Here is a 26809-nt window from a genome sequence, read left to right on the forward strand (position 1 = left end):
TTTTGTTTGGCAAGACCTCAGACCGTGGCCTTGCTGCGGGTCACCAGCTTGGGTTGCAGGGGCGGGAAGTCGTCGTTGAAGAAGGTGTCGGCCTCTTCGATCTGCGCCTTGCGCTGCTTCTGGATGAAGTTGTCGAAGTCGCGCTTGATCTCCGGATCCTTGAGCGCCTCGTAGTCGAATACGTTGGCCGCGTAGAGGTAGTTGAAGTAGATGTCCACGAACTCGCTGCTGGCACAGGCGGAGGTGAACTTGCTGTTCTGGCGATCGAAGTTGATGCGGTACTGCTTGATCTTGGGCACATAGACCAGCTCGCTGCCCACCTTGAACACCTCGACCGTGATGCCCACCGTGATGGTCTTGTAGAAGTCCTTGTTGTTCTCGACCCCGAAACGAATGGCATCCCCCTGCTTTTGCAGGAACTTGTTGAAGCTGGCCAGCGCCGTGGTCCCCTGACTCACCACCACATCCATGATGAAGTTGATGAAGTCGGTGGCGATGCTGATCCCCTTGATGTGGCGGCTGTAGCTCTGCTGATCGATCTTGCTCGGTCCCATCAGCGGGATCTTGGACAGCGCCTTGGCCCAGAGATCCGCGTCCGTCTTGTACTGATCCCCGTAGGCCTCGGCGTAGCGGTTGATGTAGGCGGTGACCACAGAGGTGATGGCAATGAGATAGGCCTTCTGCTCCGCCAGCTTGGCCATGACGGCGGGATCGTCCAGCAGCTCGTTGGCCACGATGAACTCCACCAGTCCGTCTTTATCGGCGTAGGGGTCGTTGCCCACCGCCTTGACGGTGGGCAGATTCACGTCGTTGAAGAAGGCCTCGGCCTCGGCGAACTGCGCCTTGCTGCTCAGGCGGTTGGCGGGGGCTTCGCGCACCAGCTGGCAGAGCACCAGCTCGGCCTCGTAGTCGGATGCACGCAACTGCGGCAGCTGATCCTGGTTACCGAAGGTCTTCTTGTAGGCGAGGTTGAAGTCGATCAGCACCGAGCTGCAGCCGCAATCCATGGCGAAGTCGACGTTGTAGCTGAGCGGCCCCGAGGGCAGCGGCTTGCTCATCTTGCCCTTGGCCGCCAGGTTGGCGTAGCACCTGAGGTACTCCCGGCCAAACAGCTCGTAGGCACGGTTATTGTTGAAATTGAGCTGGAAGGTACCGGCGCTCTCGCCCCCGTTGAACAACTGCTGATTGTTACCCATCTCTCTCTCCTTGTGCTGTGCGAAAAGGTAGCCCGGCGCCCACTGGCCATTCACGAGCCAGCACAGCCTAGCGAGGGATGGGGCAGATGGTTACTGTGACTTATGTCAGTGGCGGCAGAAGGAGGGCGGGCTAGCGTCGGTGGGGGAGACAATAGTCGTTAACTTTCATCCGGCTAGGGCTGTCATCAGGCTGACACAGTGGCGCCGCCCCTTGAAAAAACGGGGCGATGGGGGCCAAAGATAATGCCCATCCGGACCGGGGCGCCCCATTTTGCCATTTACCAAACGAATGTAATCCCTCTTTTCATTTGGATAATAAATGCCTTGGGGCGGGTAAAACGCTCGTTAGTTGCCCTCGCTGGGACGATTGGAGGCAGGAGTGTGCCTATGTCGGCGCTGTTTTTAGCCGCTCGGGGCGTCAAGAGCTGAGGGACGGGCGGTGGCTGGCTCGCAGAGCCGCTGATCGGATGCACGGGGTGCGAAATGGGTGCTTGTCTATTGGGGGAGATGCTGGCAACATTTCGGTCACAATCACTCATCGGATCAGTTCGCATATGGATTTGCAACGCTTCAAGGCCAACCTCGCCCTGCGCCTCTTCGCCTGGCGCTACATTCCCGTCATCGGCTTCTGTGCCCCCGTCATCGAGCAGATGGACGCCAAGGCGCTGCGCATCCGCATTCCGCTCGGCTGGCGCACCCGCAACCACCTGGGCAGCATGTATTTCGGCGCCCTGGCGACCGGCGCCGATCTGGTCGGCGGCCTGCTGGTGATGGAGAAGGGACGGACCAGGCGCAAGAAGGTGCATTTCGCCTTCAAGGATGTGCAGGGGGAGTTTTTGAAGCGGCCCGAGGCGGACGTGCGCTTCGAGTGCGAGGCTGGGGAGGCGATCGATGCCATGATCGATGAGTCGCTGGCGACGGGGCAACGGATCAATCGCCCCATCCAGGTGGTGGCCACCTGCCCGTCCCTGAGCGGTGACGAGGCGATGGCGCGCTTCGTGCTGACCCTGTCGATCAAGGCCAGCTGAGCCAGAGACTCAATACCCGAAGCGGGCTCGGCCCATGGCCGGGCTCATCTTTCCCATCAGGACTCGGCAGTGTGGAGACTCAGCCGATCTCCGGGCTGATCCCTTCCTTCACGACCACCTTCATGCCGTTGAAGTTGACCACCTGGCCGGCCACTATCTTGCAGCGCTTGCGGGTCTCTACCTGACCGTTCACTTCGACCAGGCCATCGCCGACCAGCGCCTTGGCCGCGCCACCACAATCGGCCCACCCCTGATGCTTGATAAGGTCGCACAGGGCAACGAAGGGGTGGCCTTCGAGCAGAAACGTCTCCATGAAAAATCCTCGCTAATGAATGCCGGGCACGGCAGGGCGGTTATTCTAGGCAGTTAGGGTCGGCAGGGAAAGGGTCAGGGCCGGATTGGACCAGAAAAAGTGGGGCAGGCGGCCATAAAAATGCAGCCCGGCAGAGCCGGGCTGCATGATCCTGAGGTGGGCTGTGCTTTCTCTTAGCCGAATTTCACCACGGCTTCCCCCGTCACGGCGAGGGCGCCGCTTGAGGTGAAGATGCGGGTGGCCAGGGTGGCGATGGGCTTGTCTTCGCGCAGGGCGATGATCTCCACCTCCGCCGTCACCTCGTCACCGACGAACACAGGTTGCTTGAAGCTGAGGCTCTGACCGAGATAGACGCTCCCCTTGCCAGGCAGATGCTGGCCCAGCAACCCGGAGAAGAGGCTGGCCAGCAACATGCCGTGGACGATGGGACGCTCGAACGGCGTGCTGGCGGCAAAGGCCGGATCCAGGTGCAGGGGATTGAAATCCTCCGACAAGCCGGCAAAGGCGCTCACTTCCGCCGCGCCGAAGCGCTTGGTCAGGCTGGCCTTCTGGCCGATGGCGAGGGTGCTCATGCCGGTATCTCCTCTGTGGTGCCGCTAAAGATGGGGTTGAGCCGCGTCTTGACGTAGCTGCCGGGGGCTGCCGCGAGGCCTTCAACGGGCACGCGGGCGGGGATGGGGTCAGCCTCCTCGCTTCGAGCGCTGATGAAGCCCATCATCTCGGGCCACCAGGAGCCGCCCTGGTGGGTTGCCTCCTCGAGCCAGGCCTGCGGGGTCTCGGCCTCGTTCTGGCTCTGCCAGAAGCCGTATTTGTTGGCCGCCGGCGGATTGATGATGCCGGCGATGTGGCCGGACTCGGCCAGGATGAAGCGCTGCTCGCCGCCGAACAACTTCATGCCCTGCCAGGTACCTTGCCAGAGCGCGATGTGATCGTCGATGGCCGACACCAGCAGCACCGGGGTCTTCACCTTGGCCAGATCGATGCGGGTCTGGCGGATCTTGAGTTCCCCCTTTACCAGCTGATTCTCCAGATAGAGCCGGCGCAGCAGGCTGTTGTGGGTCTTGCCCGCCACGTTGGTGCTGTCGCTGTTCCAGTGCAGCAGATCGAAGGCCACCGGGCTCTGCCCCTTGAGGTAGCTGTCGATGTAGTAGTTCCAGTAGAGGCTGTTTTCCCGCAGCAGGCTGAAGGAGACGGCCAGCTGGCGCCCGTCCATGATGCCCTTGGCCTCATTTTGGGCCTCCAGCGCGGCGATGATGGGCTCGTGGATGAAGATGCCGAGCTCGCCGGGCTGGGAGAAGTCCAGCAGGGTGGTGAACAGGGTGGCGGAGCGCACCCGCTGCTTCTGACGGCGGGCCGCCAGCCAGCCCATGGCGAGCGACAGTGCGGTGCCGCCGATGCAGTAGCCGATGCCGTGCACCTCCCGCTCGCCGGTGGCCGCCTCCACGGCGTCCAGGGCGGCGATGACGCCATCCACCACGTAGTCGTCGAGATCGACTTGGGCTTGGGCCACCCCCGGGTTGCGCCAGGAGATCATGAATACCGTCTGGCCCTGGGCGACCAGCCAGGCGACCAGGGAGTTCTGGGGCCGCATGTCCATGATGTAGTACTTGTTGATGAAGGGGGGCACGATCAGCACCGGCGTTTTGCCCACCGTCTCCGTGGTCGGGCTGTACTGGATCAGCTCATAGAGCTCGGTGCGTTGCACCACCCGGCCCGGGGTCGTCGCCAGATCCCGGCCCAGCTCGAAGGCGGACTCGTCGGTCAGCCGGATGTTGAGTTGATCGGCGCTGCGCTCCAGGTCCTCGGCAAGGAGGGCCAGCCCGCGCACCAGATTCTGGCCGTCGGACTCCAGGGTCAGCTTGAGCAGCTCGGGGTTGGTCGCCAGGAAGTTGCTGGGGGCCATGGCGTTGATGTACTGGCGGGTGAAGAACCGCAGTCGATCCCGGCTCTTCTCTGGCACGCCTTCGAGCGCGTCCACCGAGGCCAGCAGGTGCTTGGCGGTGAGCAAATAGGATTGCTTGAGATAGTCAAAGATAGGTTGCTCGCTCCAGGCCTCGGCCTTGAAGCGGCGATCGCCGCGCTCCGGGGTGATCACCGGGGCGCTCTCCTGGCCCGCGCTCTTGAGCAGGGTGTGCTGCATCAGCTTGAGCTGATCCTGCCACCAGCCCATCTGCGCCTGGATCAACTGCCAGGGTTGCTGGCTGCTCTGCTCCAGCACCTGGCCGAGATCGTCCAGATTGGTCTGCAACAAAGCCTGTGCGGTACGCTCGGTCTGGGCCTTGGCCATGCCCATCAGCTTGTCGTTATAGTGGGCCAGGGCCTCGAACAGCGGGCCGTAAGATGATTGGCTCATGTTCTCTCCTTCACCCACGCCCGTGACGGGAACAAGCCCGTGCTGTCGAGTCGTGGGGAGATGTGGCTGCCCGAGTGGGCAGCCAGGGGTTATCAGGCCTTGCCCGTGCTCTTTTTGATGCCATCCGCGGTCAGGACATCCAGCTCTTCCTTGAACTGCAGACCCAGGGCATTGAGTTTCTGGATGTCATCCAGCATCTGGCGGGAGAGCTGGCTGGCGGTTTCCAGTTGCACTGTGCCGAGGGCGGCCAGGCTCTGGGCATCCTGCACCTTGCCCACCGCTTGCAGCTGGTTCAGACCCAGCTCGGCATAGGCGTTGGCGGAGGCCAGCTGCAACCGGGTCAGCTGTTCGATGTTGCTGGCCAGCAGCTGGTTGTAGCGGGTGAGCGGGGAGGTGAAACCTTGCATCTGCTCGGTAAAGCTCTTGAGGATATCCATATTCATCATGCGTCTCCATTTCGGCTGAACTGTATTGTTATGAGCCAGCGGGCTCTCTTTGTTGGGTACAACTTGTCATCCATGGTCACGCGGTGCTTGCTCTGTTCAAACACGCGTTTAACCATTCTGCAACTAAATGCGATTTGATGTAAATGACATAAGTGTTAATTTGCGTTTGAATTTTAATTTCAGGTGTTTCTTGTCAGGGATGGATTCAGACGGGAGATGACGCAGGGCGGCCAGCTGGGCCTCGTGCCACCGACTCTGCGCTGATAGTCTGGCAAGACGTTCAGATTGTTAAGGAATACCTAGATGAAATCCCTTGCCCTGCTGCTTGGTTGCGGCGCGCTGGCCTTGACTGGCGCCGCCCATGCCAGCACGCCGATCCAGATCTCGCTGCCCGGTATCAATCTGCCGGCATCCCATCAGGTCGAAGGGGCGCGCGCCTCCTTCCTGTATGGCCGGACCGGTCAGGTCAAGGGCATCGACTTGCCGGTGTTCGCGCTCTCTGACGTGGATCAGTTCACCGGCTTGCAGCTGGGCATCTTCTTCGGTGCCGCCCGGGTGCGCCATCAGTTTGGCGGGGTCGCCATCAACGCCGTCAACTGGCACGAGGGGCAGGACACCGGGCTGAACCTCGGCTTCGTCAACCTGACCAACAACGTGCAGGGCTTGAACTGGGGGGCGGTCAACATTGCCAAGGGCAATGCCCTGGCCAACGTCGGTTTCGTCAACTATGCCGAGCGCACTACCTTCCAGCTCGGTTTCATCAATGCCACCAAGCATCTCGATGGCTTGCAGATAGGCCTGGCGAACTACGCCGAGAACGGCGTCTTCCCCATCTTGCCCCTCATCAACTTCAAGAAATCCTTCTAAGGTACGGCCCCGGCCTTGCATTGGCGAGGGCAGGCATTACCCTGTGTTGCATCAATGGTGCAGAGAAGTGATCTTGAGATGACGACTGGTCATATGGATGCCATTGGCATCGGTTGGGACGTGAGAGGCTGGCAAGGCAACGCCCAGGCGGTGGCTGTGGTGGGTTGGCAGGCCGGTGAGCAGCGGCTGCACTGGCTGGGGGTCTCGCCCCTGTTTCGGCTGAGCTCCCGGGTTGCCCCGGATCTGGATGCCTTGCTGCGCCCGGCCCTGCAAGACGAGATTGGCTTGATGCAGGTGCTGGCCTGTCCGCAATTGGCGCTGGGGATCGATGCGCCGCTCGCCTTTCCACGGGCGCTCGCCGAGCTGCTGGCGGGGAGGGGGGCGCCATGCGCCGTGCCCCAGCGGGAGATAGACAATCCTTACGCCTATAGAGACTGCGAGCGCTGGTTGCATCAGCAGTACGGCAAGAAGCCGCTGTCGGCCACCTTCGACAGGCTTGGCAACAACGCGACCCTGGCGCTCTCCATGTTGCCGCGCCTCGCAGACTTGCAGCTTGTACCGACGCGGGTCCCACAGGCCGAGCGCGCCGTGCTGGAGGTCTATCCGGCCCTGGCCAAGGTGGCTGGCAAAACCTCGATGGCGAGAAGGGAGATCGCAGGTCAGCTGCCACCCGATGTCACTCCGGGGACGGATCGCTACGACGCCGCCCTCTGCGCCCTGATGGCGCTGCAATATGCCGCCAGAGACGCCGTCACCTCCTTGCCGTCCCTAGTCTCGGCACCCGCCGATTTTCCCCTGGACGAGGGCTGGGTCTACCACTTCGCCCGAGATTGAAGGCCGGGCCAAGAGCGCTCATCGACCCCTTTTTTATCTTGCCGGCAGCCAAACCCTGCCGGCTCTCTTCTCGTCATGTCTCTGAAGTAACCTGATCTTGGCATCAAAGGTGTTTGAATATTGCCCTCATATGCCATCAGACAAGAATGTGAAACCAACAAATCAGACTGCCGAGACCCTGTGCCCTGAAAACATCTCGCAAGGCAGACGCCGGGGGGACAAGGCGACCAATATGCCGCTGGCGGGTGATTTTAAAGTACAAATGCCGAGTCGCGCCGGGAATCACTGGAAGAGCCATCTCTTCATCCGATATATTGCCTGCTTTCCTCATCCTTCTTCTGTGGTGGTTTCGATGAAACGCATTCTCTCTATCCAGTCCCACGTGGTGTTTGGTTGTGCCGGTAACAGCGCCGCCGTGTTTCCCATGCGCCGTCTCGGCATGGAGGTCTGGCCCATCAACACGGTGCAGTTCTCGAACCACACCCAGTACGCGGCGGGTTGGCAGGGGATGGCGATGCCCGCCGGTCATATCAGCGCCCTTTGCAAAGGCTTGGGGGATATCGAGGTGCTGGGGCAGTGCGATGCGGTGCTCAGCGGTTATTTGGGCTCGGCCGAGCAGGGGGACGAGATCCTGGCGGTGGTGGCGGCTGTCAAGGCGGCCAACCCGGCGGCCATCTACTTCTGTGACCCGGTGATGGGCCACCCGGAGAAGGGCTGCATCGTCGCCCCCGGCGTGACCCGATTCCTGACCGAGCAGGCGTTGCCGGTGGCGGACATCATGGCGCCGAACCTGCTGGAGCTGGAGACCCTGTGTGACGCCCAGCTGGCGGATCTGACCCAGACTCGCGCCGCCGCTCACCAGCTGCTGGCCAAGGGGGTGAAGATGGTGCTGGTCAAGCACCTTGGCCGCGCCGCGAGCCAGTCTGGCCGCTTCGAGATGTTGCTGGCCACGGCCGAGGGAGATTACCTGATCGCCCGGCCGCTCTATGAGTTTGCCCGCCAACCGGTGGGGGTGGGGGATCTGATCAGCGCCCTCATGCTGGCGAATCTGCAGGCGGGCTTCGATGCGGTGGCCGCCTTCGAGCGCACCAATGCGGCGGTGGATGCCGTGCTGCTGCGCACCTGGCAGGCTGACGCCTATGAGCTGCAGCTGATCGATGCGCAATCGGCGTTCGCCGAGCCCATGGTCGAACACAGGGCCGAGCGACTGGCCTGAGGGGGGTGATCGGCCCGCTATGCTGCGGGCTGATCAGCTTCTACTGCGGCGCTCCCCCGAGGCTGACCGCCTGAAAATGCTCGACCGTGGGGAAGGGGTCATAGAAGTGATGGAGCAGCGCCTTCCACTGCTGATATTGGGGGGAGCCTCGAAAGCCCCGGGTGTGATCCTCGAGCCGTTGCCAGTTGACCAGCAGCAGGTAGCGATGGGGGTCGGTCAGTGAACGTTGCAACTGATGGCCGGCGTAGCCTGGCATGGCGCTGATGATGCGCTGAGCCTGTTCGAACGCCAGCTCGAAGGCGGTACTCTGGCCCGGGATGATTTGCAGTGGGGCGACTTCCAATATCATGATGGCTCCTTGCCTGATAGCACTTATCTGAGTCAAAAGAGGCGCCATTTCAACAAGCTATGGCGCAATAAACAAGGCCAGCCGCGAGGCTGGCCTTGTTTATTGCGGGGGCGTAGAGGACGCCAGGTTCACAGTTGCTTGTAGAAGAACTGGGTCGCCGCGAGCGAGCCGTCGGCGTTTTTAGCGAAAGCCGGGATCTGGCCCGCCTCCTGATAACCGAGCTGGCGATAGAGGCTGGAGGCCACATCGCCCACCCGGGAGTCCAGCACCAGCAGGGTGCGATGGGCGTCACGGGCCCCTTGCTCCATGGCCTCCATCAGGGCGCGGCCCACCCCCTTGCCGCGAGCCTGGCTGTGCACCATCAACTTCTCCACCTCGGCCCTGTGACCGCCGTTGGCCTTGGTGCAGAGCGCCAATTGCAGGGCGCCGACCAGATGATGCTGGTCGAAGGCCACCCAGAGTCTGCGCACCCCGTCGGCCAGCTCGGCCTCGATGCCTTGCCAGTACTCCAGCCCCTGCTCTTCCTGCAGGGGAGGCAAGAAGCCCACGGAGGCACCATTGATCACGCTGTCTTGCAGCAGGCTGATCAACGCAGGCTTGATGCCTCTGGTGCTATCGACCTCAAGGATCTCCATCGACACTCCTCATTGTTTATGGATTTTTTACAAAAAAAATCAAATGGTAACTAATTAGATCCTGCTCGGCCAACCAGCCAGCTGGCTATGGAGATTGCTGATCCATCGCACCTGCGCTTAGCGGATCAGCTCTTGCACCGTCAGCCATTTAAACAGCAGGCGGGAGGTACGGGAGAGACCTCGTCCGTGACCTGCGTCTAGCGGATCAGCCCCTGCTCGGCGAGCCATTTAAACAGCAGGCGGGAGGTACAGGAGAGCTCTCGTCCGTGACCTGCGTCTAGCGGATCAGCCCCTGCTCGGCGAGCCATTTAAACAGCAAGCGAGAGGTACAGGAGAGACCTCGTTCGTGACCTGCGTCTAACGGATCAGCCCCTGCTCGGCGAGCCATTTAAACAGCAAGCGAGAGACGGGGGAGACCTCATCCAGATGGCGGCTGTCGAGCCAGCGCAGCTCGGCGATCTCTGCCGAAGCGGTGGGAGTGCCATCCGCCTCGCCGGTGTAGCAGCGCAGCCTGACCAGCACGCCTTCAGGCTTGCCATCGGCCTGGGCGCTGAATTCGCAGGCGAAGCGCAGGGTGTCGGGCCGCAGGCTGACCGCCAGCTCCTCGCCGATCTCCCGGATCAGGGCCGCCTCGTCGCTCTCCCCGGGTTCACGCTTGCCGCCGGGGATGTAATAGATCTCCTTGCCGTGGGAACGCGCGCACAGCAGCTGTTTATCCTGAAAACTGAGCCATGCCAGTTTGTCTATCATGCTAAATCCTGTCATTTAAGTGAACCCTGCTGCTCGTACAGGGTGCGATAGGAGCGGGTCTCCCGTTGTTCGTCGTGGAGATCGAGCTCGGTCGCCAGCGCCAGCAACTGCTGGCGATAAGCGGGCAGGGCCGACTCGTCGTCGGTCATGATGGCCAGCTCGGCAAAATCGCCGATCCCGGCCAGGTGGTCCAGGGTCAGGTGGAAGGGACCAAGGAAGTAGATGCTGCGCCGCTTGTCGATGGTCAGCATCTGCTGGTAACCCAGGCTGTGCAGCATGCTGATGGCCTTGTCCGTGTCGCTGATATTGACCGCCTCGCAGCGATCCGGCCCCGGTCCCTTGACTATCCACAGCCGGATGCCGGAGGGCTGCATGATACGGATCAGCAGGCTCTTGTCCTGACTGGCCAAGGTGCGCTCGGGGGTGTCGAAGTAGCAGTCCCGCTCCTGGTTGTCCTCCAGCATCACCTCGGGGTTGAGGCGACCGAGGGCGGCAAGGAAGGCGGCGCGATCGGCGAGGCGGTACTTGAACTCCACCTCGAAGCGACCCTGAAAATGTGTGGCCATGGCAGCGTGCTCGACGACAAGACGGCAAATGAATAGGGCAGACTAGCAAAAGCGCGGGCCTTGCCCAAGCGCCTGGATCACAACCCGATGCTAATCGCCGCCTTTATGCACACCTGGTTCGTGAAAACTCGGGCTGGCGCACAGCCCGCGGCTGGGTGGCTGGGCGCCGCTCTGGGGCTGTGCTCTAATAAGCTCCCTCTTTGGCGGTAGTGCCGCCCATGATCAACGACAGCGGCGGCGAATGGGCCGGCGCGAGTGGAGCCATAGATGCAGATCACGCAATTGAGCAACTTTATCGGATTGGGGGTGGCGGGCAACTTTGCCGGCCATCTGGAGCAGGCGGGCGAGGCGGCGGACTTCGTCGCCGTCAAGGTGGTGGACAAGGTGGCCCCCAAGGCGCTGTTTCCCTTCTATGTGCCCTCCCATCCGGGCCAGCTCGGGGTCTTCCCCTTGAGCGGCGACGCCATCTTCCTGCCGGAGGCGGCGGTCAGCGGCGATGAGAAGGTGCAGATAGAGCCGGAAGTCGCGCTCTGGTGCGAGCTGGAGTATGCGGGGGAGCAGGTGGTCGCCATTCGTCCCAAGGCGTTTGGCGCCTACAACGACTGCTCCATCCGTCGTCCCAACGCCAGGAAGATCAGCGAGAAGAAAAACTGGGGTGAGGAGAGCAAGGGGCTGGCCGCCACGCTCTTGCCGCTGTCCGGGTTTGCCGAGGGCTGCGAGCTCGATGACTATCGCATCGCCTGCTATCTGGAGCGCGACGGTGAGCTGCATCCCTACGGCGTTGACAGCGCGGCGGTGGATTACAGCTACTTCCATCAGCAGTTGCTCGACTGGGCCATCGACAAGTTCAATCATCAGCAGGATGAAGGCCCGGCCGAGCACATTCAGGGGCTGCTGGCCCAGGCGGGGCGTCCGCACCATGCCCTCATCAGCATAGGCGCCACCCGCTACACCCCCTTCGGCGAGACCCACTTCCTCCAGCCTGGCGACACCGCCTGCGTGCTGGTCTACCCCGCCAGCCGCTACGGCGAGCAGGATATTCAGGACGCCATTCGGGCCCGCCGTTTTGGCCCTGACGTCTCCGCCCTGCTGCAGGCGGTCAAGACCCGCTGATGCAGTCACAAGGCCCGCCACCCGGCGGGCCTTGTGCCACCTCCCACCGGTTAGAAGCACTCTTCACGCCGTCTCTTTCTTCGTATTCTGTTGCATGGCACTGTCAAGTTCCCATCCGCCACCGCTCGCGCGCTCATCGGGGTCTCCCCTGCAAAGGCGATTGCAGCGCCCGGATATAACAGTATGATTTGCCAAAAGAAGTCCATTCTGTCTGCAAGGATCCCCACTACTCATGGTCGAACTCAAGACCCTGGCCCTGTTTCTGGTGACCGCCGTCGCCGAGATTGTGGGCTGTTACCTGCCTTACCTCTGGCTGACCCAGGGAAAGAGCGTCTGGCTGCTGCTGCCGGCGGCCCTGAGCCTCGCGCTATTTGCCTGGCTGCTCTCCCTGCACCCGACCGCCGCCGGCCGTGTCTATGCCGCCTACGGCGGCGTCTACATCTTCGTGGCCATCCTCTGGCTCTGGGCCGTGGATGGCATCAGGCCCACGCTGTGGGATCTGGTCGGCGCCGGGGTGGCTCTGGTCGGCATGGCCATCATCATGTTCGCCCCAAGGCCCGCATAAGGTGAGATCAGGAGAGTGTCCATGGTGGTGATCAGGGAGTGTGGATCCCAGGACTTGGCCGGGCTGCTTGCCCTCTATGAGGAGCTGAGGCCCCAGGATCCCGCCCTGAGCGAGTCGGCCGCAAGGGAGGGGCTGGCAGCGCTGCTGCGCCAACCCCATACCCGCATTCTGGTGGCCCTGGTGGATGGCCAGCTGGCATCCAGCTGCCAGCTCGGGGTGATCCCGACCCTGACCAACGGCGGCAGACCCTTTGGCATCATCGAGCATGTGATCACCGGCGCGGCGTTTCGTCGCCAGGGGCTGAGCCATCGGCTGCTCGATCGCACCCTGGCGCTCGCCTGGGAACTGGATTGCTACAAGGTGATGCTGCTCTCCGGGGAGGGGCGAGAGGCGGCCCACCGTCTCTACGAGGGGTTGGGATTCAAGGCCGGTATCGAGCGGGGCTTTGTTATCAAGGCGCCGCAGTGAAAGGCGTGGCGCGTAGGAGTAACCCTCGGGCTACTCCCCCATGGATCAGAGGTACATATGCAGATTGAACCGGTAGAAAGAAGCAGTTACCAGATCCTCATCGCTATCTGGGAGGCCTCGGTGCGGGCCAGCCACCACTTCTTGCAAGAGGATGATATAGCGGCGCTAAGACCTTTGATCCTGGAGCACTATTTCGATGCTGTGAGCCTGCACTGTGCTAAGGGGGAGGATGGCGAGATCGTCGGTTTCTGCGGGGTGGCCGATGGCAATCTCGAGATGCTGTTCGTGGCCCCCGTGGCGATGGGGCAAGGGGTTGGCCGCCAGTTGGTGGAGCATGCCATCGCACGGCAAGGGGTGATCCGGGTGGATGTGAACGAGCAGAACGAAGGGGCACTCGGGTTTTACCGGCGGCTGGGATTTGCGGTGGTGGGGCGCTCGGCTCTGGACGGTCAGGGCTGGCCCTATCCGCTGCTGCATATGGCGCTGGCACAGGCAGATCGGCGCGAGGAGCAGAGATGACCCCGGCTCAGCAGGCCTTTATGGATGCCTATCTGGCGACCCTGAGTGCGGCACAGCGCCGCGTCATCCCTCAGACAGTGGCAGAGCATTTTTGCGCCGACGAGGCCAATGCCAACGAATGTGCCCGCCTGATCGCGGCTGGCATCAAGCGCGCCTCCTGCAGCCTGAAGGCCGCCTATGAGCAGGAGAGGGAACCGCTGCCCAAGGTGGGTCGGCTCTGTCTGGTGTTGAACTGGGCCCAGCAGCCGGTCTGCATCGTTCGGCTGACCGAGGTGTCAATCTGTCCCTTCGAGGCGGTAGATGCAGCGTTTGCTGCTGCCGAAGGGGAGGGTGATGGCACTCTTGCGTGGTGGCGTGATGCCCACATGGCGTTTTTCACTGCCTTCGCGGCCAAGGTCGGGGTGCCCTTTCGCGAGCAATCCGAGCTGGTACTTGAGCACTTCGAGAAGGTCTATCCCGCCTAACCGATGGCTGCGAGACGTAAAAAAACCGCCCAAGGGCGGTTTTTTTATTGTGCGGACGGGGCGGCATTACTCCTCGTTGGAGTTGTCCTGATAGTCGTCGCGCTGGGTCTTGGGCAGGCGGCGCATGGGGGTGAAGCCGATGTCTTCCCCCACGATCTCGCGCTTGCGAGCCGGGGCCGGCTTCTTGGGAGCATCCCCCTTGGGCTTGCCACCTCTGGCGTTGTCTTTGGCGCCCGGTTTGCCCTTGGCTGCCTTGTTGTTGTGCTTGGCGTTGGCATGACCGCGATCCCGCGACGGGTTCTGCAGCGGCTTGTTTCCCGGCAGGGTCTGACGGGTCAGCTTGCCGCTTGGCTCGTAGCCTTCCAGGATCTCGCTCGGGATGCTCAGGCCGATCAGCGCCTCTATGGCGCCTAGCTGCTCCTGCTCATCCAGGCTCACCAAGGAGATGGCCTCGCCGCCACGACCGGCACGGCCGGTACGACCGATGCGGTGGATATAATCCTCGGCCACCTGGGGCAGCTCGAAGTTGATCACGTGGGGCAGGTTGTCGATGTCGAGGCCGCGGGCGGCGATGTCGGTAGCGACCAGCACCCGCACCTTGCCTTCACGGAAATCCGCGAGCGCCCGATTGCGGGCACCTTGCGTCTTGTCGCCGTGGATGGCGACGGTATCCAGACCATCTTTTACCATCTGCTCGGCGAGCCTGTCGGCAATCTGCTTGGTGCGCACGAACACCAGCACCCGTTGCCAGTTGTTGCGACCGATCATGTGGGAGAGCAGCTCGCGCTTGCGCTCGCGATCCACCTTGATGATGCGCTGGTTGACCTGTTCGGCGGTGCTGTTGCTCGGGCTCACCTCGATGAGGGTCGGGTTTTTCAGCAGATCGTCCGCCAGCGCCTTGATGTCGTCCGAGAAGGTGGCGGAGAACAACAGGGTCTGCCGCTCCTCCGGCAAGGCCTTCATGATGCGGCGAATGTCGGTGATGAAACCCATGTCGAGCATGCGATCCGCTTCATCCAGCACCAGCACTTCCAGCGCGCTCAGGGTGAGGGCGCGCTGGGTCAGCAGATCCAGCAGCCGGCCCGGGGTGGCGACCAGGATGTCAACGCCGAGCTTGATGGCATCCAGGTTCGGTTTGATGCTGACGCCGCCGTAGGCGATCAGGGTGCGAAACGGCAGGTGGTGGGCGTATTTGATGATGCTCTCGCCCACCTGGGCAGCCAGCTCGCGGGTCGGGGTCAGTACCAGGGCGCGGACCTGACGACGACCGCCACGGCCGTGATTGGCCAGCAGACGGTGCAGCATGGGCAGGGTGAAACCGGCCGTCTTGCCTGTGCCTGTCTGGGCACCGCCCAGCACGTCCTGTCCCGCCAGAATGGCCGGAATGGCTTGCTGCTGGATGGGGGTGGGCTGTTCGTAACCCAGCCCCTTGACGGCCCGCAGTATGTGCGGTGACAGACCCAGTTCATTGAATGACATGTTCGAGAGAAACTCCGAGCCTTGGGCTCAACAGGGGCGGCGCTCAACTGGCCGCACGACATGGAAAAGATTGTGGGCGCGTAATATAGCAGAACTGCGGCCACTGCGCAGTAGTCCTGTGGGGCTGGGACCGGCATGGGGAGCGCGGAAGATCCCGGCCCTCCCGTGGCCGGGGAGGGCTATCAGCCATGGCTGCTTGGGTTATAGCTGGCAGGACGTGTTTATGACGAATGCCGAGCCCCCTGGAGCAGGGCACCGATCTTGTCTGCCAGCTCCTCGGGCTTGGTCTGGGGGGCGAACCTGTCCACCACCTGGCCCTCGCGGCTTATCAGGAACTTGGTGAAATTCCACTTGATGGCCTCACTGCCGAGCAAGCCGGGCCTTTGTTGCTTCAGCCAGCGATAGAAGGGGTGAGCCTGCTCGCCGTTGACCTCGCACTTGGCCAGGATGGGGAAGCTCACCGGGTAATCCACCGAACAGAAGCGGGCTATCTCTTCGGCATCGCCCGGCTCCTGATGACCGAACTGATCGCAGGGAAAGCCCAGGATCACCAGCCCCTGCGGGCCGAATTGACGATACAGGGCCTCGAGCCCGGTGTATTGGGGCGTGAAGCCGCAGCGGCTGGCCACGTTGACGACCAGCACGACCTTGTCTTGCAGCTCGGTGACGGGCAAGTCGCTGCCGTCGAGGCGTTGCAGGGAGAGGGAGGGAATGGGCATGGCCGGCTCCTGATTGTGTGGGGGACTAGGTGATTGAGATGAATCGGGTGCTTATTCAGGGCATTGTCTGCACGTTAACGGGCCCAGGGCGGCGGGGCAAGGGGGAAATGCGGCTCTCCTGGCTCTCTGCCACGACCCGTATTGATGGCGGGACTTCTTAAGAGAAGCAATCCGGTTTGTGCCGGGGCCCCGAAGCCGCTACAAAGCGCATTCTCTCCACTCGTTGTGAGCCCAATCTTGGACTATCAAGCCGTCATGGATGCCCTTTACACCCGAGGATGGGTGATAGTGGATGATTTTTTAACCGCCGAGGAGGTGGATGCCCTCAAAGGCTGCCTGCCCAGCGACTGGCAACCGGCGGGCATAGGGCGAGAGGGGTTGCATCAGGGCAATCCGGAGATCCGCCGTGATCAGATCCACTGGCTGGAACCCGATCAGGGAGCACCTGTGCTGGAATACCTGGCTCGCATGGAGAGCCTGCGTCTGGCGGCCAATCGCAGCCTGATGCTGGGGCTGTTCGACTACGAAGCCCATTTCGCCCGCTATCGTGAGGGGGATTTCTACGCCACCCACAGAGACGCCTTCGCCGGTCGCTCCAACCGCCGTCTCACCTCGGTGTTCTATCTCAATAACGGCTGGGCGCCTGAGGCTGGCGGTCTGCTGCGGGTCTATGACAACGACGAGCAGTTTCTGATGGACGTCTCCCCCAAGGGCGGGCGGCTGGTGTTGTTCCTGTCCGAGGAGTTTCCCCACGAGGTGCTGCCCGCGAGCCTCGAGCGTTACAGCATCGCCGGCTGGTTTCGGGTCAATGGCAATGCCTTGGGGCGGGTTGATCCCCCTCGCTAGGCGCCAACAAGACTCTTTCTGACACAGCCGTGACTATCATCCGCGCCTTTCTGGCTCCATGGGGGGGAAGAGGGGCGCCATCAGCTGACAAGGCGTTACCGCCCTTGTACACTGGCCGCACTTATGTTCGTTTCTGGCTTCGTCCGGTTTTTTCGTGCGGTGGATCATCACAGATCATGGCGAAGCCGCTTCTCCCAAGGGATCACATCTAATGAAGAACATGCATGTTTTGCTGCTGTGCGGCGGCGGTGGCGCCGAACACGAAGTCTCTCTGCGAAGTGCCAATTTCCTCGAACAACAGCTAGCCCTCCTGCCCAATGTCGAAGTGACCCGGGTCGAGATGTTTGCCGATCGCTGGCTCAGTGCCGACGGCCGCGAGTGCAAGCTCGGGCTGGACAAGCTGCTCTCCTTCGACAGCGTGGCCCGTCCGGTGGACTACGTGGTGCCCTGCATCCACGGCTACCCGGGTGAGACCGGCGATCTGCAATCCTTCCTCGAGCTGGCGGGCCTGCCGTATCTCGGTTGCGACGCCGAGGCGAGCAAGATCTGCTTCAACAAGATCAGCACCAAGCTGTGGTTCTCCGCCCTTGGCATCCCCAATACCCCCTATCTGTTCCTGACCGAGCAGGACGAGGCGGGCATTGCCGAGGCAAAAGCCGCCCTGGCCAAGTGGGGCAAGGTGTTTATCAAGGCTGCCTCCCAGGGCTCCTCCGTGGGCTGCTACTCCGCCAGCAACGAGGCCGAGCTGCTGCAAGGCATCAAGGATGCCTTCGGTTACTCCGAGCAGGTGCTGATCGAGAAAGCGGTCAAGCCCCGCGAGCTGGAAGTGGCGGTCTACCAATACGGTGACGAGCTGGTGGCGACCTATCCGGGCGAGATCTGCGTGCCGACCGACAAGTTCTACACCTACGAAGAGAAGTACAGCAGCGCCAGCCACACCGAGACTGCCCTGCGAGCCGAGGGCCTGACCCAGGCACAGTCCGATGCCATCCAGGCCTATGCCCTCAAGGCATTCCGTCAGCTCAAGCTGACTCACCTGTCGCGCATCGACTTCTTCCTGACCGAAGAGGGGGAGATCCTGCTCAACGAGATCAACACCTTCCCGGGCATGACCTCCATCTCCATGTTCCCGAAACTGCTGGAACATCACGGCCACAGCTTCGCGCACTTCCTCGAGCAGGCGCTGCGCAAGCCCGCCTGAGTGCGACACGCATAAACGAAGAGGGGCCTGCTGGCCCCTCTGTCATATGGGATGCTAATCGGCTCACATGGGGGCCGAAGTAAACAGCCAGATGTGGGCCCCTTGCGGATCGGCGATGAGCGCCATGCGTCCGACGGTGGGGATGTCCATGGGCGGCACCACCACTGAGCCACCATGCTGGGCGACCTTGGCGAGCCTGGCGTCCACATCGTCTACCGCCACATAGGTTGCCCAGTGGGGCGGCACGCCTGCCATCTGGGGATTGCCCTTGGTGGACATGACACCCGCCACCGGCCGGCCGTTGGCGACCAGCATGGGATAGTCAAATCCTTCCAGCGCCGTCTGCTGCACCTGCCAGCCGAGCACCTCGGTATAGAAGCGAGCGCCGGCCTCGCCATCGGGCACATAGAGCTCGTGCCAGGTAAAGGTCGAGCCTTCTGCCAGGGCGTGCTCCCTGGCCATGTCTTGTTCTGCCATCTTCTCCTCCTGTGTCCCATCAGTATCCCGCGGGTGGGATCATGGGTGACGACCAAGTATAGAGCGCAGCGCCATGGCTGCTGCCTGGCTGCACCCTTGCGGCCCGGGGAGCCGCTCGCTACAATCTGGCCCCTTTTGTCGTGCCAATGCACCGCCGAGCCGCCCCCATGAAGCCAATCCCCGACCACGCCGTCAATCGCCTGCGCCTCTGGCGCAAGAGCATTTCGACCCGACCCTTCCTCGCCCGTGGCGGCGCCGTGCCCCGTTGCGAGGCCTGCCAGCTGCGCCATGCCTGGTGCGCCTGTGAATGGCGGCCCGAGCTCAAGGCCGAGGCGGGTTTTTGCCTCTTGATGTACGACAGCGAGCCGATGAAGCCCTCCAATACCGGCCGCCTCATCGCCGATGTGCTGCCAGAGACGACCTGGGCCTTCCTCTGGAAGCGCACCCAGCCCCACCCCGAGTTGCTGGCCCTGCTCAGTGATCCGGCCTGGCAACCCTATGTGGTGTTCCCCGCCTGCGAGAAGGAGCCGGCGCGGCTGACCGAGCGGGTGGTCCTGGCCGAGGGCAAGAGGCCACTCTTCATCCTGCTGGACGGCACCTGGCCCGAGGCGCGCAAGATGTTCAACATGAGCCCCTATCTCGATGGCTTCCCTGTGCTGTCGGTGCGACCGGATGCGCTCTCCACCTATGGCATGCGGGTGGCCAATTGTGACGAGCACCTGTGCACCGCCGAGGTGGCGGCCTGCGTGCTGGAGGTGGCCGGTGAGATCAAGGCCGGCCAGGCGCTGCAACTCTGGTTTAACCTGTTCAGCAGCCGCTACATGGCAGGCAGAGTGAGTCGGGCGCCCGGTGAGGACGAGACACCGCTGCTACGGGCTCTCGACGACATCAATCTGGGGATTGCGGCACCAGCCGCGGAGATCGGCGGGTCAAACGCAGCCGCTCTGATTTAACCTGTTCAGTAATCGCTATATGGCCGGTCGGGTGAGCCGGGCCCCCGGTGAAGACGAGACGCCGTTGTTGCTGGCGCTCGACGACATCAAGGGGGTGGCTGACTCTATCCGATGGGGATCCGACGCTGCCTGAGCCGCTGGGGCAGACTGATGAAAATCAGGAATCAATTGGCTGCCATCGTTTCGTTAGCCTCATGAGCGAGAGCCCGCTAGGATAGCGACCAGCTTGACTCATTCAGGTTCCCGGCGCGGGTGCGGCGGGCACCACAATCACACGAGGTCTATGGATGGAATTGGAACTGTACACCCTGGTCGCCCTGTTCGGGGTGGCGCTCATCGCCGGTTTTATCGACGCCATCGCCGGGGGCGGCGGCCTCTTGACGGTGCCGGCCCTGCTGGCCACCGGCATGCCGCCAGCCCTGGTACTCGGCACCAACAAGCTGCAGAGCAGCTTCGGCTCCTTCTCCGCCACCTGGTTCTATGCTCGCAAGGGGCTGCTGGAGTGGGCCATGATCTGGCCCGCGGTGATCTGCACCTTCATCGGCGCGGCCGTCGGCACCCTGGCGGTGCAGACCATAGATGCCGCCATCCTGGAGCGGCTGCTGCCCTTCCTGCTGGTCGCCTTTGCCTGCTACTTCTACTTCTCACCCCGGGTGAGCGATGCCGAGAGCCAGCGCCGTCTCACTCCCATGCTGTTCGCCCTGCTGGTGGGTGGCGGGGTCGGCTTCTATGACGGCTTCTTCGGGCCGGGCACCGGGTCCTTCTTCGCCATCGGCTTCGTGGCGCTGGCGGGTTTTGGCATGGCGCGGGCCACGGCCCACACCAAGTTGCTCAACTTCACCTCCAACATCGCCTCTTTGCTGTTCTTCGCCCTCGGCGGCAAGGTGGTGTGGAGCGTGGGATTCTGCATGGCGCTCGGCCAGTTTATCGGTGCCCGCGCCGGTTCCAAGCTGGTGCTGAAGAAGGGGGTGAAGCTCATCAAGCCGCTGTTGGTGAGCGTCTCCCTGTTGATGTCGGCCAAGCTGGTCTGGAGCCAGTATCCCGAGCTGTTCGCCTGGGTCGGTTAGGTGATGGCTCAGCCGATGTCCGTTGTAGCATGCTGCTATGGAGCCAATAGATCAGCCAGGTGATGTCACCTGCTGATGTCTATTGCAGCATTCTGGTCTGGAGTTAGTCCCCCGAGCTGTTTAGCTGGGTGGGCTAGGCGGCAGTCACCTTGCTACCGGGATTGAAGAAAAGAAGGCCGCGTTATCGCGGCCTTCCTGTTTCTATCCCTGTTTAGCGAGCCCCTTTACCTGGGCGAAGTGGGCCCTGATCCCCTCGACCAGCTGGGCGATGCGCTCCCGCTGCAGGCTGCTCTGGCGGTAAACCAGGTGCAGAGGCCGGCCCAGCCCCGGCAAGGGGCGGGCCCGTTTTCCTTGCTCGCCCACCAGAGACAACAGGCCCGCCGGCAGCAGTACCGGGCCTATACCGGCCTTGGCCAGCTCGATGAGGGCCAGATAGGAGTCCAGCTCCATGCCGGGCACCAGCCCGAGGGCGGCTAGGGGTTCGCGCAGATAGCGGTTGGAGGGATTGTCCAGATCCATGGTCAGTATGGGTTGTCCCTGATCATGAGATCGCCGTTCCCCCTGATCCGCGTCGCCCACCAGATAGAAGGGCTCCTCCAGCAGCAGCTCGGCACAGAGGCCGTGGCCGGGGGGCAGCCGGCCGGCGCAGATGCCGAGCAGGGCATCGCCGCCACGTACCCGCGCCAGGATCACCGGGGTGTGGTGGGTGGACAGCGCAATGTGGGGATCCTGCTCAAGGTAGCCGTGCATAAAGCGGGCGAGGTAGCCCGCCAGCAGTGTCTCGGAGCAGGCGACGGGCAGGGGGGTACTGTCGGTGAGGGTCTGGCTGTCTGCCAGCACCCCCTTCATCTCCGCGAGGCTGGGTGCCACCCGGGCGAGCAGCTCCAGAGCCTGGGGGGTGAGCCTGATCTGGCGGCCATCCGGCTCGACCAGCCTCTTGCCGAGGCGCAGCTCGAGCTGTGCGATGCGCTTGCTCACCGCCGACTGGCTGATGTAGAGGCGGCTGGCCACCTTGGCCATGGTGCCCTCGCTCGCCAGCAAGCTGAGTGTCTCCAGCCCTTCCAGTAACATATCGCCTCCCGTCATCCTCGTTGGAAGGGATTACCTTAGGGGCTGCCGCGCTCAGGGGCAAGTGCCGTTTGCCGCCTTGGCAGAGGGCCAGCGCCAGCTCTTCAGGGGCGGGGCGAAGATCACCAGATTGCCGAGCAGGCTGATCATCACCCCCACCACGGAGACCGTCTGCCAGACGAAGCCCTCATACAGGGTGGAGAGGCTGAGCGCCACCAGGGGGAACAGCACAGTGGCGTAGGCGGCCTTGCTGGCGCCGATGCGCCCCACCAGGGTGAGGTAGGCGGTGAAGGCGATGACGGAGCCGAAGATGGCCAGATAGACCATGGCCGCGAGGTAGCGGGGCTCGGTCGGCAGGACCAGGGATTGGCCGAGCACAGTGACCCAGCCCAGCAACAGCACCACCCCGTACACCATGCCCCAGGGCACCATCTGCAACACCTGATAGCCCTGACGCTGGCCACGGGCCGACACCAGATTGCCGAGTGAAAAACAGAGCGTCCCCGCGCAGGAGAACAGCAGCCCCTTCCAGGCGTTTGCACCCAGTTGCGCATCCGCCAGCACCGGCCAGAACAGCAGCAGCGTGCCGACGAGCCCCAGCAGGGAGCCCTGCAACCAGCGCAGACCCGGCTTTTTGCCTTCGAACAGCCAGAGGTTGAGGCCGTTGAAGATGCTGGCACTGGCGAAGATCACCGCCGACAGGCCGCTCGGGATGTAGAGGGTGGCGTGGTAGAAGCAGAGGAAATTGGTGGAGAACAGCAGGGCGCCGAGCAGGGCCGCGTAGCGCTGACCCGCCCATGGCAGGCGCGGGAACTTGCCGCTGATGGTGAGCAGGGCAAACAGCGCCAGGGCTGCCAGGGCGAAGCGGTAGAGCACCGACACCTCGATGGGGATGGGGCCGAGCTGCCAGGCGATGGCAATCCAGGTGCTGCCCCAGATGAGGACGGTGGAAATATACAACAACAGGTTCATAAGGGATCCGGTGAGATAAGAAGAACAGTATGGTGTTCAGCATGGGCCGCCTGGCGTGCGCTGGCTTACAGCATCTTGCGGTTTTTTTGGTGGGGCCGCTGCGGCGGGCCCGAGGGACGGGTAAGATGGGACAGGATAAGGACGAGGCACAGGCAGGTTGCAGCAGATGAGACAGGCGGGAGTATTCGATGCACTGGTCAGCACGGGGGCGCGGCTGGAGGATTCCTGCTGGCTGGAGCCCGGGCTCGGGGTCGCCAGCTGGCGCAACTGTTACGATCAGACCCGTTACCACAAGCCCGGCCATCACACCGTCAGCGTCTACCTGCAGGGGGGTGAGCAGACCGAGCGGCTGGACGGGCCCGGCGGCCACGGTGGCACCGGCAAGGTGTGCATCATGCCGGATCACCACAGATCCGAGTGGCTGGTGCGCGAGGAGTTTCGTTTCTTTCACCTCTATTTCAGCCCCGATCACCTCGCCCGCATCGCCGAGCAGGCCTGTGACAAGGAGGGGCGTCATCTGGTGCTGGAAGACAAGACCTTCATCGATGATCCCCAGGCCGCGGCCCTGGTGCAGGCCCAGCTGATGAAGCTGGACTGGCAGCACGGGGTCGATCGCATGGCGCTCTCCCACGGCGCCTGGATGCTGATGTTGCACGCCTATCGCCACCACACCCGGGAGGCACCCAGCCTGCCCGAGGTGCGCGGCGGGCTGGCCCCCGTGGTGATCCGGCGGGTGCAGGAATACCTGCTGGCCCATCTGGCCGAGCCTGTCACCCTGAGCGAGTTGGCCCGGGAGGCGGGCCTCAGCGAATACCACTTCGCCCGCATGTTCGGCCAGAGCCTGGGCTGCCCGCCCCATCGTTACCTGCTGGGGCTGCGGCTCAAGCGGGCCAAGCTACTGCTGGCGGGGCGCGATCCCCTGGCCAGTATCGCCGCCCAGTGCGGCTTCTCCTCCCAGGCGCACCTTGGCAACCGCTTCCGGGAGGCCTTCGGCCTGAGTCCGGGGCAGTGGCGCGCCCAATTGTCATCCGCCTGTCACAGATAACGCTGAGACTCTGGGTAAAAGAGGTGTAGCATCCGCCCCTTATTCATTTAAAGGAGTGCCCATTGAATCATCGCAAGCGTCAGACCCGTACCCGTCATCTCTGGTTCAGCCATTGGAATGCCCCCAAGACCCGCCTCTGCATCCCCGCCGTCCCCGAACCCCTCGTTCCTCACAGTTCCCGCTGAAAGTCACCACGACCCGGTAGGATTTTGCTGGCAACTTTGCCACTATGACGCCATCAGGATGTACTGGGGATGGCCTCATGTTTCTGGAACGTATTGAAGTCAAAGGTTTTCGCGGGATAAATCGCCTCTCGCTCGGGTTGGATCACACCACAGTCCTCATCGGCGAAAACGCCTGGGGCAAGTCCAGCCTGCTGCGCGCCCTCTGGTGCCTGCTGGGGGATGCCGGCCCCTATCAGTTCACCCGCGATGATTTTCACCAACCGGAAGATCCCGAGCTGGCCTCGTCGCGCCACTTGCAACTGGTGCTCACCTTCAGCGAGTACCGACCCCAGATGTGCCAGCACTCGCACCGGCTGGCGCGCCTCGGGGCGGCCTGGATCCCGCACCGGGACAAATTTCACCGCATCCACTACCGCGCCAGCGCCGAACTGCAAGATGACGGGGCCGTGCTGACCACCCATGACTTTCTCGATGGTATCGGCAAGAGCCTGGCGCTCGACAACAACGCCGAGCTGGTGCGGCTGCTCATTACCATGAACCCGGTGTTCCGGCTGCGCGATGCGCGCACGATCCGCGATGGGGTCGAGATGCTGCCCTGGGGAGACTTGTCCACGCAGCGGCTGGGGGAGCTGTCCGGCAAGCTGACGGATGAGCCACAGCGCATCGGCGAGCCGGAGCTGAAGGAGGCCTTGCTGGCGGTGCGCCAACTGATGGAGCACTACTTCAGCGCGCTGGCGCCCATCAAGAACAAGCCGCGCAGCCAGCGTGAGATCGTCAACAAGCCCATGACCCTGCGCAACCCCGGCAACCTGCAGATGTTGCTGCGCAATGCCGACAACCGGGCCCTGCAACTGGCGATGGCGGGCATGGCGGCCATGCTGCTCAACGCCCGTGGCAACCGGGAGCTGACGCAGGGGGCCAGGCCCATCATGATCCTGGAAGACCCGGAGAGCCGGTTGCACCCGACCATGCTGGCGCTGGCCTGGGGCCTGCTCGAACAGTTGCCAGGACAGAAGCTGCTCACCACCAACTCGGGGGACCTGCTCTCCTCCTTGCCGCTCAACCAGGTGCGCCGGCTGGTGCGCCGCCAGCAGGACATCCTCTGCCATCAGCTGGGCGGCGAGCGCTACAGCAGCGATGATCTGCGCAAGATTGCCTTCCATGTGCGGATCAACAGGCCCATGTCGCTGTTTGCCCGTTGTTGGCTGCTGGTGGAGGGGGAGACCGAGATCTGGCTGCTCTCCGAGCTCGCCCAGATCTGCGGTTACAGCTTGCGGGCGGAGGGGGTGCGCATCATCGAATTTGCCCAGTGTGGCCAGGCGCCGCTCATCAAGGTGGCGCGCGACTTTGGCATCGAGTGGCACCTGCTCACCGACGGTGACGAGGCCGGCATCAAGTACGCCACCTCCGCCCGCTCCCTGCTCAAGGGCGAGCGGGAGCGGGACAGGATCACCCAGCTGCCGGCGGCCGATATCGAACACTATCTCTATCAGAACGGGTTCGAGGCGGTGTTTCGGCGCGAGGCCGGGGTAGGGGGACGCTCGGCCCTCAATGCCGGGCGCATCATCTCCAAGGCCATCCATCATCGCAGCAAACCCGGCATGGCGCTGGCGGTGGTGGAGGAGGCGGAGCGACTCGGCAGCGAACGCATTCCGCCGGTGATCCGGCAGATGTTCGCCAGGGTGGTCGCCCTGGCACGGGGACAGAGCTAGATCCGGCGATCGTCTTTGCCAGCGTTGGGGATGGGGGGGAGTTTGGATATACTCCCCCTCTGTTTTTGTTGGCGGGCGCCTCTTGGGTTCCCGTTGTCTGTCTGCTGTCGGAGACCCTATGTTTGTCCAACTTCCTTTTTGGCTCTTTCCCCTGACCGGTCTGATGGCCCTGGGCGCCCTGATCGCCCTCGGACTGGTGCTGTGGCGCGGGGATCTCTGCCCGGGCCAGCGCTCGCGGATCACCAGTCAGCTGTTCTCCATCTGGGTGATCACCGGGCTCTCCCTGATGCTGGCCATCGAGGCCGGGATGCGTGGCTGGCTCGTCTGGAGCGGTGGCGCCGCCCTGATCCTGGGGATCGCCCTGTCGCTGGCTCAGTCTCGGTTGGAGGGCAAGCGCGCCATCCCGTCCAACGTATTGTGGCTGCCAGCCATGCCGCTCGCCCTGTACGGGGTGGGGCTGCTGCAGATCCAGGGCGGGCTCGGCGGCGTGCTGCAGATGGTGTTGCTGGGGGCGGCCTTCGCCCACCTGATGCTGTTGCGTGCCCGCCATCGCTTGCAGGCGTTCAATCTGCTGCTGCCACTGGCGGGGCTGGTGGCCGCCATCCTGAGTCTGCTGTGGCTGGCGGCGTTGGTGGGTTGGCAGGGCAACAGCGAGGGGCTCGATGCGCTGATCCCCGGGGTGCTGACCCAGGCGGGCCTGCTGGTCGCCGCCCTGCTGCTCTGGTTCAGCCCCCTCTATCGCCGGCAGGAGACGGCCCCCGTGGTGGTGTCGACCAGCCTGTGCGGTCTCATCATCGCCCAGCTGGCGGCGACCAGCGTGCTGCATCAGCTGGTCTGAGCCCTCGGCATGGATGCCTGACGACAAGGCGAGCCCGCCCCCTTGATCCGGTGCGGGCTTTTTCATGGGGAAAGCGCGTCGTCAGGCTGGCGTGGGTGTCCAATATGGTGGGGACGCATAGCTCCGATGTCGGGCACAGATCTGCTAGCTGACTGAAAAATCTGCGGTTTGTTGCAAAAGACAACAACATCTGGTGGTTTAACCCTCCAATCAATTTTTTTTAGGATAATTACTTGCAATCTCAGCGCTGGCGCCTATTATTGGCGACCTCAGACGCGGGGTGGAGCAGCTCGGTAGCTCGTCGGGCTCATAACCCGAAGGTCGTCGGTTCAAATCCGGCCCCCGCAACCATCTGAGTGTCAGCGTCGAAAACAGGGTTCAACTGGTTAACGATGAAGACGAATCGAATTGGCTACTGCTCGGCCAGTTTGAAAAATGCGGACGCGGGGTGGAGCAGCTCGGTAGCTCGTCGGGCTCATAACCCGAAGGTCGTCAGTTCAAATCTGGCCCCCGCAACCAACTATTTGTGTGCATGGCACGGCATCTGCCGCTGCGATGCTGCGAA

31 protein-coding genes and 2 tRNA genes are annotated in these 26809 nt (G+C 62.9%); 19 read left to right on the plus strand and 14 right to left on the minus strand.

The genetic code is table 11. From position 1 onward, the window contains the following. Positions 1-17 precede the first annotated feature (17 nt). Positions 18-1196, minus strand: a complete 1179-nt coding sequence (locus MM194_RS14765) for a hypothetical protein (RefSeq protein ID WP_241343981.1) — start codon at positions 1194-1196, stop codon at positions 18-20. A gap of 554 nt (positions 1197-1750) precedes the next feature. On the opposite strand from MM194_RS14765, the gene MM194_RS14770 reads away from it, so the two are divergent. Next, entirely contained in the window at positions 1751-2224 is a 474-nt protein-coding gene (locus MM194_RS14770) for a DUF4442 domain-containing protein (protein ID WP_033131293.1), read from the plus strand. Positions 2225-2303: 79 nt separating this feature from the next. Here MM194_RS14770 and ybcJ read toward each other — a convergent pair whose 3' ends face one another. The 4 genes from ybcJ to MM194_RS14790 form a co-directional block, all read right to left on the minus strand. Beyond that, positions 2304-2537: a ribosome-associated protein YbcJ gene (ybcJ, locus tag MM194_RS14775; protein ID WP_033131292.1), complete on the minus strand. Its 234-nt coding sequence runs from the start codon at positions 2535-2537 to the stop codon at positions 2304-2306. Between the two features lie 173 nt (positions 2538-2710). After that, positions 2711-3109, minus strand: coding sequence for a MaoC family dehydratase (locus MM194_RS14780; protein ID WP_241343982.1), 399 nt, complete (start codon positions 3107-3109; stop codon positions 2711-2713). Continuing rightward, the gene (locus tag MM194_RS14785) at positions 3106-4890 is read right to left on the minus strand and encodes a class I poly(R)-hydroxyalkanoic acid synthase (protein WP_241343983.1); all 1785 of its coding nucleotides are present in this window, start codon (positions 4888-4890) and stop codon (positions 3106-3108) included. Before MM194_RS14785 ends, MM194_RS14780 begins: the two co-directional genes overlap by 4 nt. Before the next feature lie 92 nt (positions 4891-4982). Continuing rightward, a complete protein-coding gene (locus MM194_RS14790; RefSeq protein WP_033131290.1) occupies positions 4983-5333 on the minus strand; it encodes a phasin family protein in 351 nt (116 codons plus the stop codon). A 306-nt stretch (positions 5334-5639) separates the two neighbouring features. On the opposite strand from MM194_RS14790, the gene MM194_RS14795 reads away from it, so the two are divergent. The 3 genes from MM194_RS14795 to pdxY all read left to right on the plus strand — a co-directional run bounded on the left by MM194_RS14795 (position 5640) and on the right by pdxY (position 8253). After that, entirely contained in the window at positions 5640-6203 is a 564-nt protein-coding gene (locus MM194_RS14795) for a hypothetical protein (RefSeq protein ID WP_033131289.1), read from the plus strand. A gap of 78 nt (positions 6204-6281) precedes the next feature. Then, entirely contained in the window at positions 6282-7037 is a 756-nt protein-coding gene (locus tag MM194_RS14800) for a DUF429 domain-containing protein (protein ID WP_033131288.1), read from the plus strand. A 352-nt stretch (positions 7038-7389) separates the two neighbouring features. Beyond that, entirely contained in the window at positions 7390-8253 is an 864-nt protein-coding gene (gene pdxY / locus MM194_RS14805; protein WP_241343984.1) for a pyridoxal kinase PdxY, read from the plus strand. A 40-nt stretch (positions 8254-8293) separates the two neighbouring features. On the opposite strand, the gene MM194_RS14810 is transcribed toward pdxY, so the two are convergent. The 4 genes from MM194_RS14810 to cyaB form a co-directional block, all read right to left on the minus strand. Beyond that, positions 8294-8602, minus strand: a complete 309-nt coding sequence (locus MM194_RS14810; protein ID WP_033131286.1) for an antibiotic biosynthesis monooxygenase — start codon at positions 8600-8602, stop codon at positions 8294-8296. A 128-nt stretch (positions 8603-8730) separates the two neighbouring features. After that, entirely contained in the window at positions 8731-9237 is a 507-nt protein-coding gene (locus tag MM194_RS14815; RefSeq protein WP_033131285.1) for a GNAT family N-acetyltransferase, read from the minus strand. A 357-nt stretch (positions 9238-9594) separates the two neighbouring features. Continuing rightward, a complete protein-coding gene (locus tag MM194_RS14820) occupies positions 9595-9987 on the minus strand; it encodes an NUDIX domain-containing protein (protein ID WP_241343985.1) in 393 nt (130 codons plus the stop codon). Between the two features lie 11 nt (positions 9988-9998). Further along, positions 9999-10553 carry a class IV adenylate cyclase gene (gene cyaB / locus MM194_RS14825; RefSeq protein WP_241343986.1) on the minus strand — a complete coding sequence of 185 codons (555 nt, stop codon included), beginning with the start codon at positions 10551-10553 and terminating at the stop codon, positions 9999-10001. Positions 10554-10820: 267 nt separating this feature from the next. Between cyaB and MM194_RS14830 the strand changes: the two genes are divergently transcribed. The 5 genes from MM194_RS14830 to MM194_RS14850 all read left to right on the plus strand — a co-directional run bounded on the left by MM194_RS14830 (position 10821) and on the right by MM194_RS14850 (position 13682). After that, positions 10821-11666 carry a DUF5718 family protein gene (locus MM194_RS14830; RefSeq protein ID WP_241343987.1) on the plus strand — a complete coding sequence of 282 codons (846 nt, stop codon included), beginning with the start codon at positions 10821-10823 and terminating at the stop codon, positions 11664-11666. A 232-nt stretch (positions 11667-11898) separates the two neighbouring features. Then, positions 11899-12231, plus strand: a complete 333-nt coding sequence (locus MM194_RS14835; protein ID WP_033131281.1) for a YnfA family protein — start codon at positions 11899-11901, stop codon at positions 12229-12231. Between the two features lie 21 nt (positions 12232-12252). Next, a complete protein-coding gene (locus tag MM194_RS14840; RefSeq protein WP_033131280.1) occupies positions 12253-12699 on the plus strand; it encodes a GNAT family N-acetyltransferase in 447 nt (148 codons plus the stop codon). Positions 12700-12756: 57 nt separating this feature from the next. Continuing rightward, the gene (locus MM194_RS14845; protein WP_241343988.1) at positions 12757-13218 is read left to right on the plus strand and encodes a GNAT family N-acetyltransferase; all 462 of its coding nucleotides are present in this window, start codon (positions 12757-12759) and stop codon (positions 13216-13218) included. Beyond that, positions 13215-13682 carry an ASCH domain-containing protein gene (locus tag MM194_RS14850; RefSeq protein WP_241343989.1) on the plus strand — a complete coding sequence of 156 codons (468 nt, stop codon included), beginning with the start codon at positions 13215-13217 and terminating at the stop codon, positions 13680-13682. Before MM194_RS14845 ends, MM194_RS14850 begins: the two co-directional genes overlap by 4 nt. Positions 13683-13748: 66 nt before the next feature. On the opposite strand, the gene MM194_RS14855 is transcribed toward MM194_RS14850, so the two are convergent. Next, positions 13749-15161: a DEAD/DEAH box helicase gene (locus MM194_RS14855; protein WP_033131277.1), complete on the minus strand. Its 1413-nt coding sequence runs from the start codon at positions 15159-15161 to the stop codon at positions 13749-13751. 221 nt (positions 15162-15382) lie between these two features. Continuing rightward, the gene (locus MM194_RS14860) at positions 15383-15880 is read right to left on the minus strand and encodes a glutathione peroxidase (protein ID WP_033131276.1); all 498 of its coding nucleotides are present in this window, start codon (positions 15878-15880) and stop codon (positions 15383-15385) included. Between the two features lie 237 nt (positions 15881-16117). On the opposite strand from MM194_RS14860, the gene MM194_RS14865 reads away from it, so the two are divergent. Both MM194_RS14865 and MM194_RS14870 read left to right on the plus strand, forming a co-directional pair. Continuing rightward, a complete protein-coding gene (locus tag MM194_RS14865) occupies positions 16118-16726 on the plus strand; it encodes a 2OG-Fe(II) oxygenase (protein ID WP_033131275.1) in 609 nt (202 codons plus the stop codon). A 211-nt stretch (positions 16727-16937) separates the two neighbouring features. Further along, the gene (locus MM194_RS14870; protein WP_042638096.1) at positions 16938-17927 is read left to right on the plus strand and encodes a D-alanine--D-alanine ligase; all 990 of its coding nucleotides are present in this window, start codon (positions 16938-16940) and stop codon (positions 17925-17927) included. Positions 17928-17990: 63 nt separating this feature from the next. Here MM194_RS14870 and MM194_RS14875 read toward each other — a convergent pair whose 3' ends face one another. Then, positions 17991-18404: a VOC family protein gene (locus MM194_RS14875; protein WP_033131273.1), complete on the minus strand. Its 414-nt coding sequence runs from the start codon at positions 18402-18404 to the stop codon at positions 17991-17993. Positions 18405-18571: 167 nt separating this feature from the next. On the opposite strand from MM194_RS14875, the gene MM194_RS14880 reads away from it, so the two are divergent. Both MM194_RS14880 and MM194_RS14885 read left to right on the plus strand, forming a co-directional pair. Beyond that, on the plus strand, positions 18572-19357 hold the full coding sequence (locus tag MM194_RS14880; protein ID WP_033131272.1) for a tRNA-uridine aminocarboxypropyltransferase: 786 nt from the start codon (positions 18572-18574) through the stop codon (positions 19355-19357). Between the two features lie 287 nt (positions 19358-19644). After that, a complete protein-coding gene (locus MM194_RS14885; RefSeq protein ID WP_241343990.1) occupies positions 19645-20424 on the plus strand; it encodes a TSUP family transporter in 780 nt (259 codons plus the stop codon). Positions 20425-20625: 201 nt separating this feature from the next. Here MM194_RS14885 and MM194_RS14890 read toward each other — a convergent pair whose 3' ends face one another. Together MM194_RS14890 and MM194_RS14895 are read right to left on the minus strand one after the other, a co-directional pair. Then, the gene (locus MM194_RS14890) at positions 20626-21495 is read right to left on the minus strand and encodes a LysR family transcriptional regulator (protein WP_241343991.1); all 870 of its coding nucleotides are present in this window, start codon (positions 21493-21495) and stop codon (positions 20626-20628) included. A gap of 51 nt (positions 21496-21546) precedes the next feature. Then, the gene (locus MM194_RS14895; protein WP_033131269.1) at positions 21547-22464 is read right to left on the minus strand and encodes a DMT family transporter; all 918 of its coding nucleotides are present in this window, start codon (positions 22462-22464) and stop codon (positions 21547-21549) included. A 157-nt stretch (positions 22465-22621) separates the two neighbouring features. Here MM194_RS14895 and MM194_RS14900 point away from each other — a divergent pair, with 157 nt between their 5' ends. From MM194_RS14900 to MM194_RS14920, 6 genes are all read left to right on the plus strand, one after another. Next, the gene (locus tag MM194_RS14900; RefSeq protein ID WP_033131268.1) at positions 22622-23509 is read left to right on the plus strand and encodes an AraC family transcriptional regulator; all 888 of its coding nucleotides are present in this window, start codon (positions 22622-22624) and stop codon (positions 23507-23509) included. Between the two features lie 62 nt (positions 23510-23571). After that, the gene (locus MM194_RS21970) at positions 23572-23694 is read left to right on the plus strand and encodes a hypothetical protein (protein WP_274518503.1); all 123 of its coding nucleotides are present in this window, start codon (positions 23572-23574) and stop codon (positions 23692-23694) included. 77 nt (positions 23695-23771) lie between these two features. Then, a complete protein-coding gene (locus MM194_RS14905) occupies positions 23772-25406 on the plus strand; it encodes a DUF2813 domain-containing protein (protein ID WP_241343992.1) in 1635 nt (544 codons plus the stop codon). Between the two features lie 118 nt (positions 25407-25524). Beyond that, entirely contained in the window at positions 25525-26244 is a 720-nt protein-coding gene (locus MM194_RS14910) for a hypothetical protein (RefSeq protein WP_241343993.1), read from the plus strand. 274 nt (positions 26245-26518) lie between these two features. Continuing rightward, positions 26519-26595 (plus strand) — tRNA-Met (locus MM194_RS14915). Between the two features lie 91 nt (positions 26596-26686). Then, positions 26687-26763 (plus strand) — tRNA-Met (locus tag MM194_RS14920). The last annotated feature ends 46 nt before the right edge of the window (positions 26764-26809 follow it).

The sequence above is a fragment of the Aeromonas sp. MR16 genome, from assembly GCF_022549315.1.
GTDB lineage: Bacteria > Pseudomonadota > Gammaproteobacteria > Enterobacterales > Aeromonadaceae > Aeromonas > Aeromonas aquatica.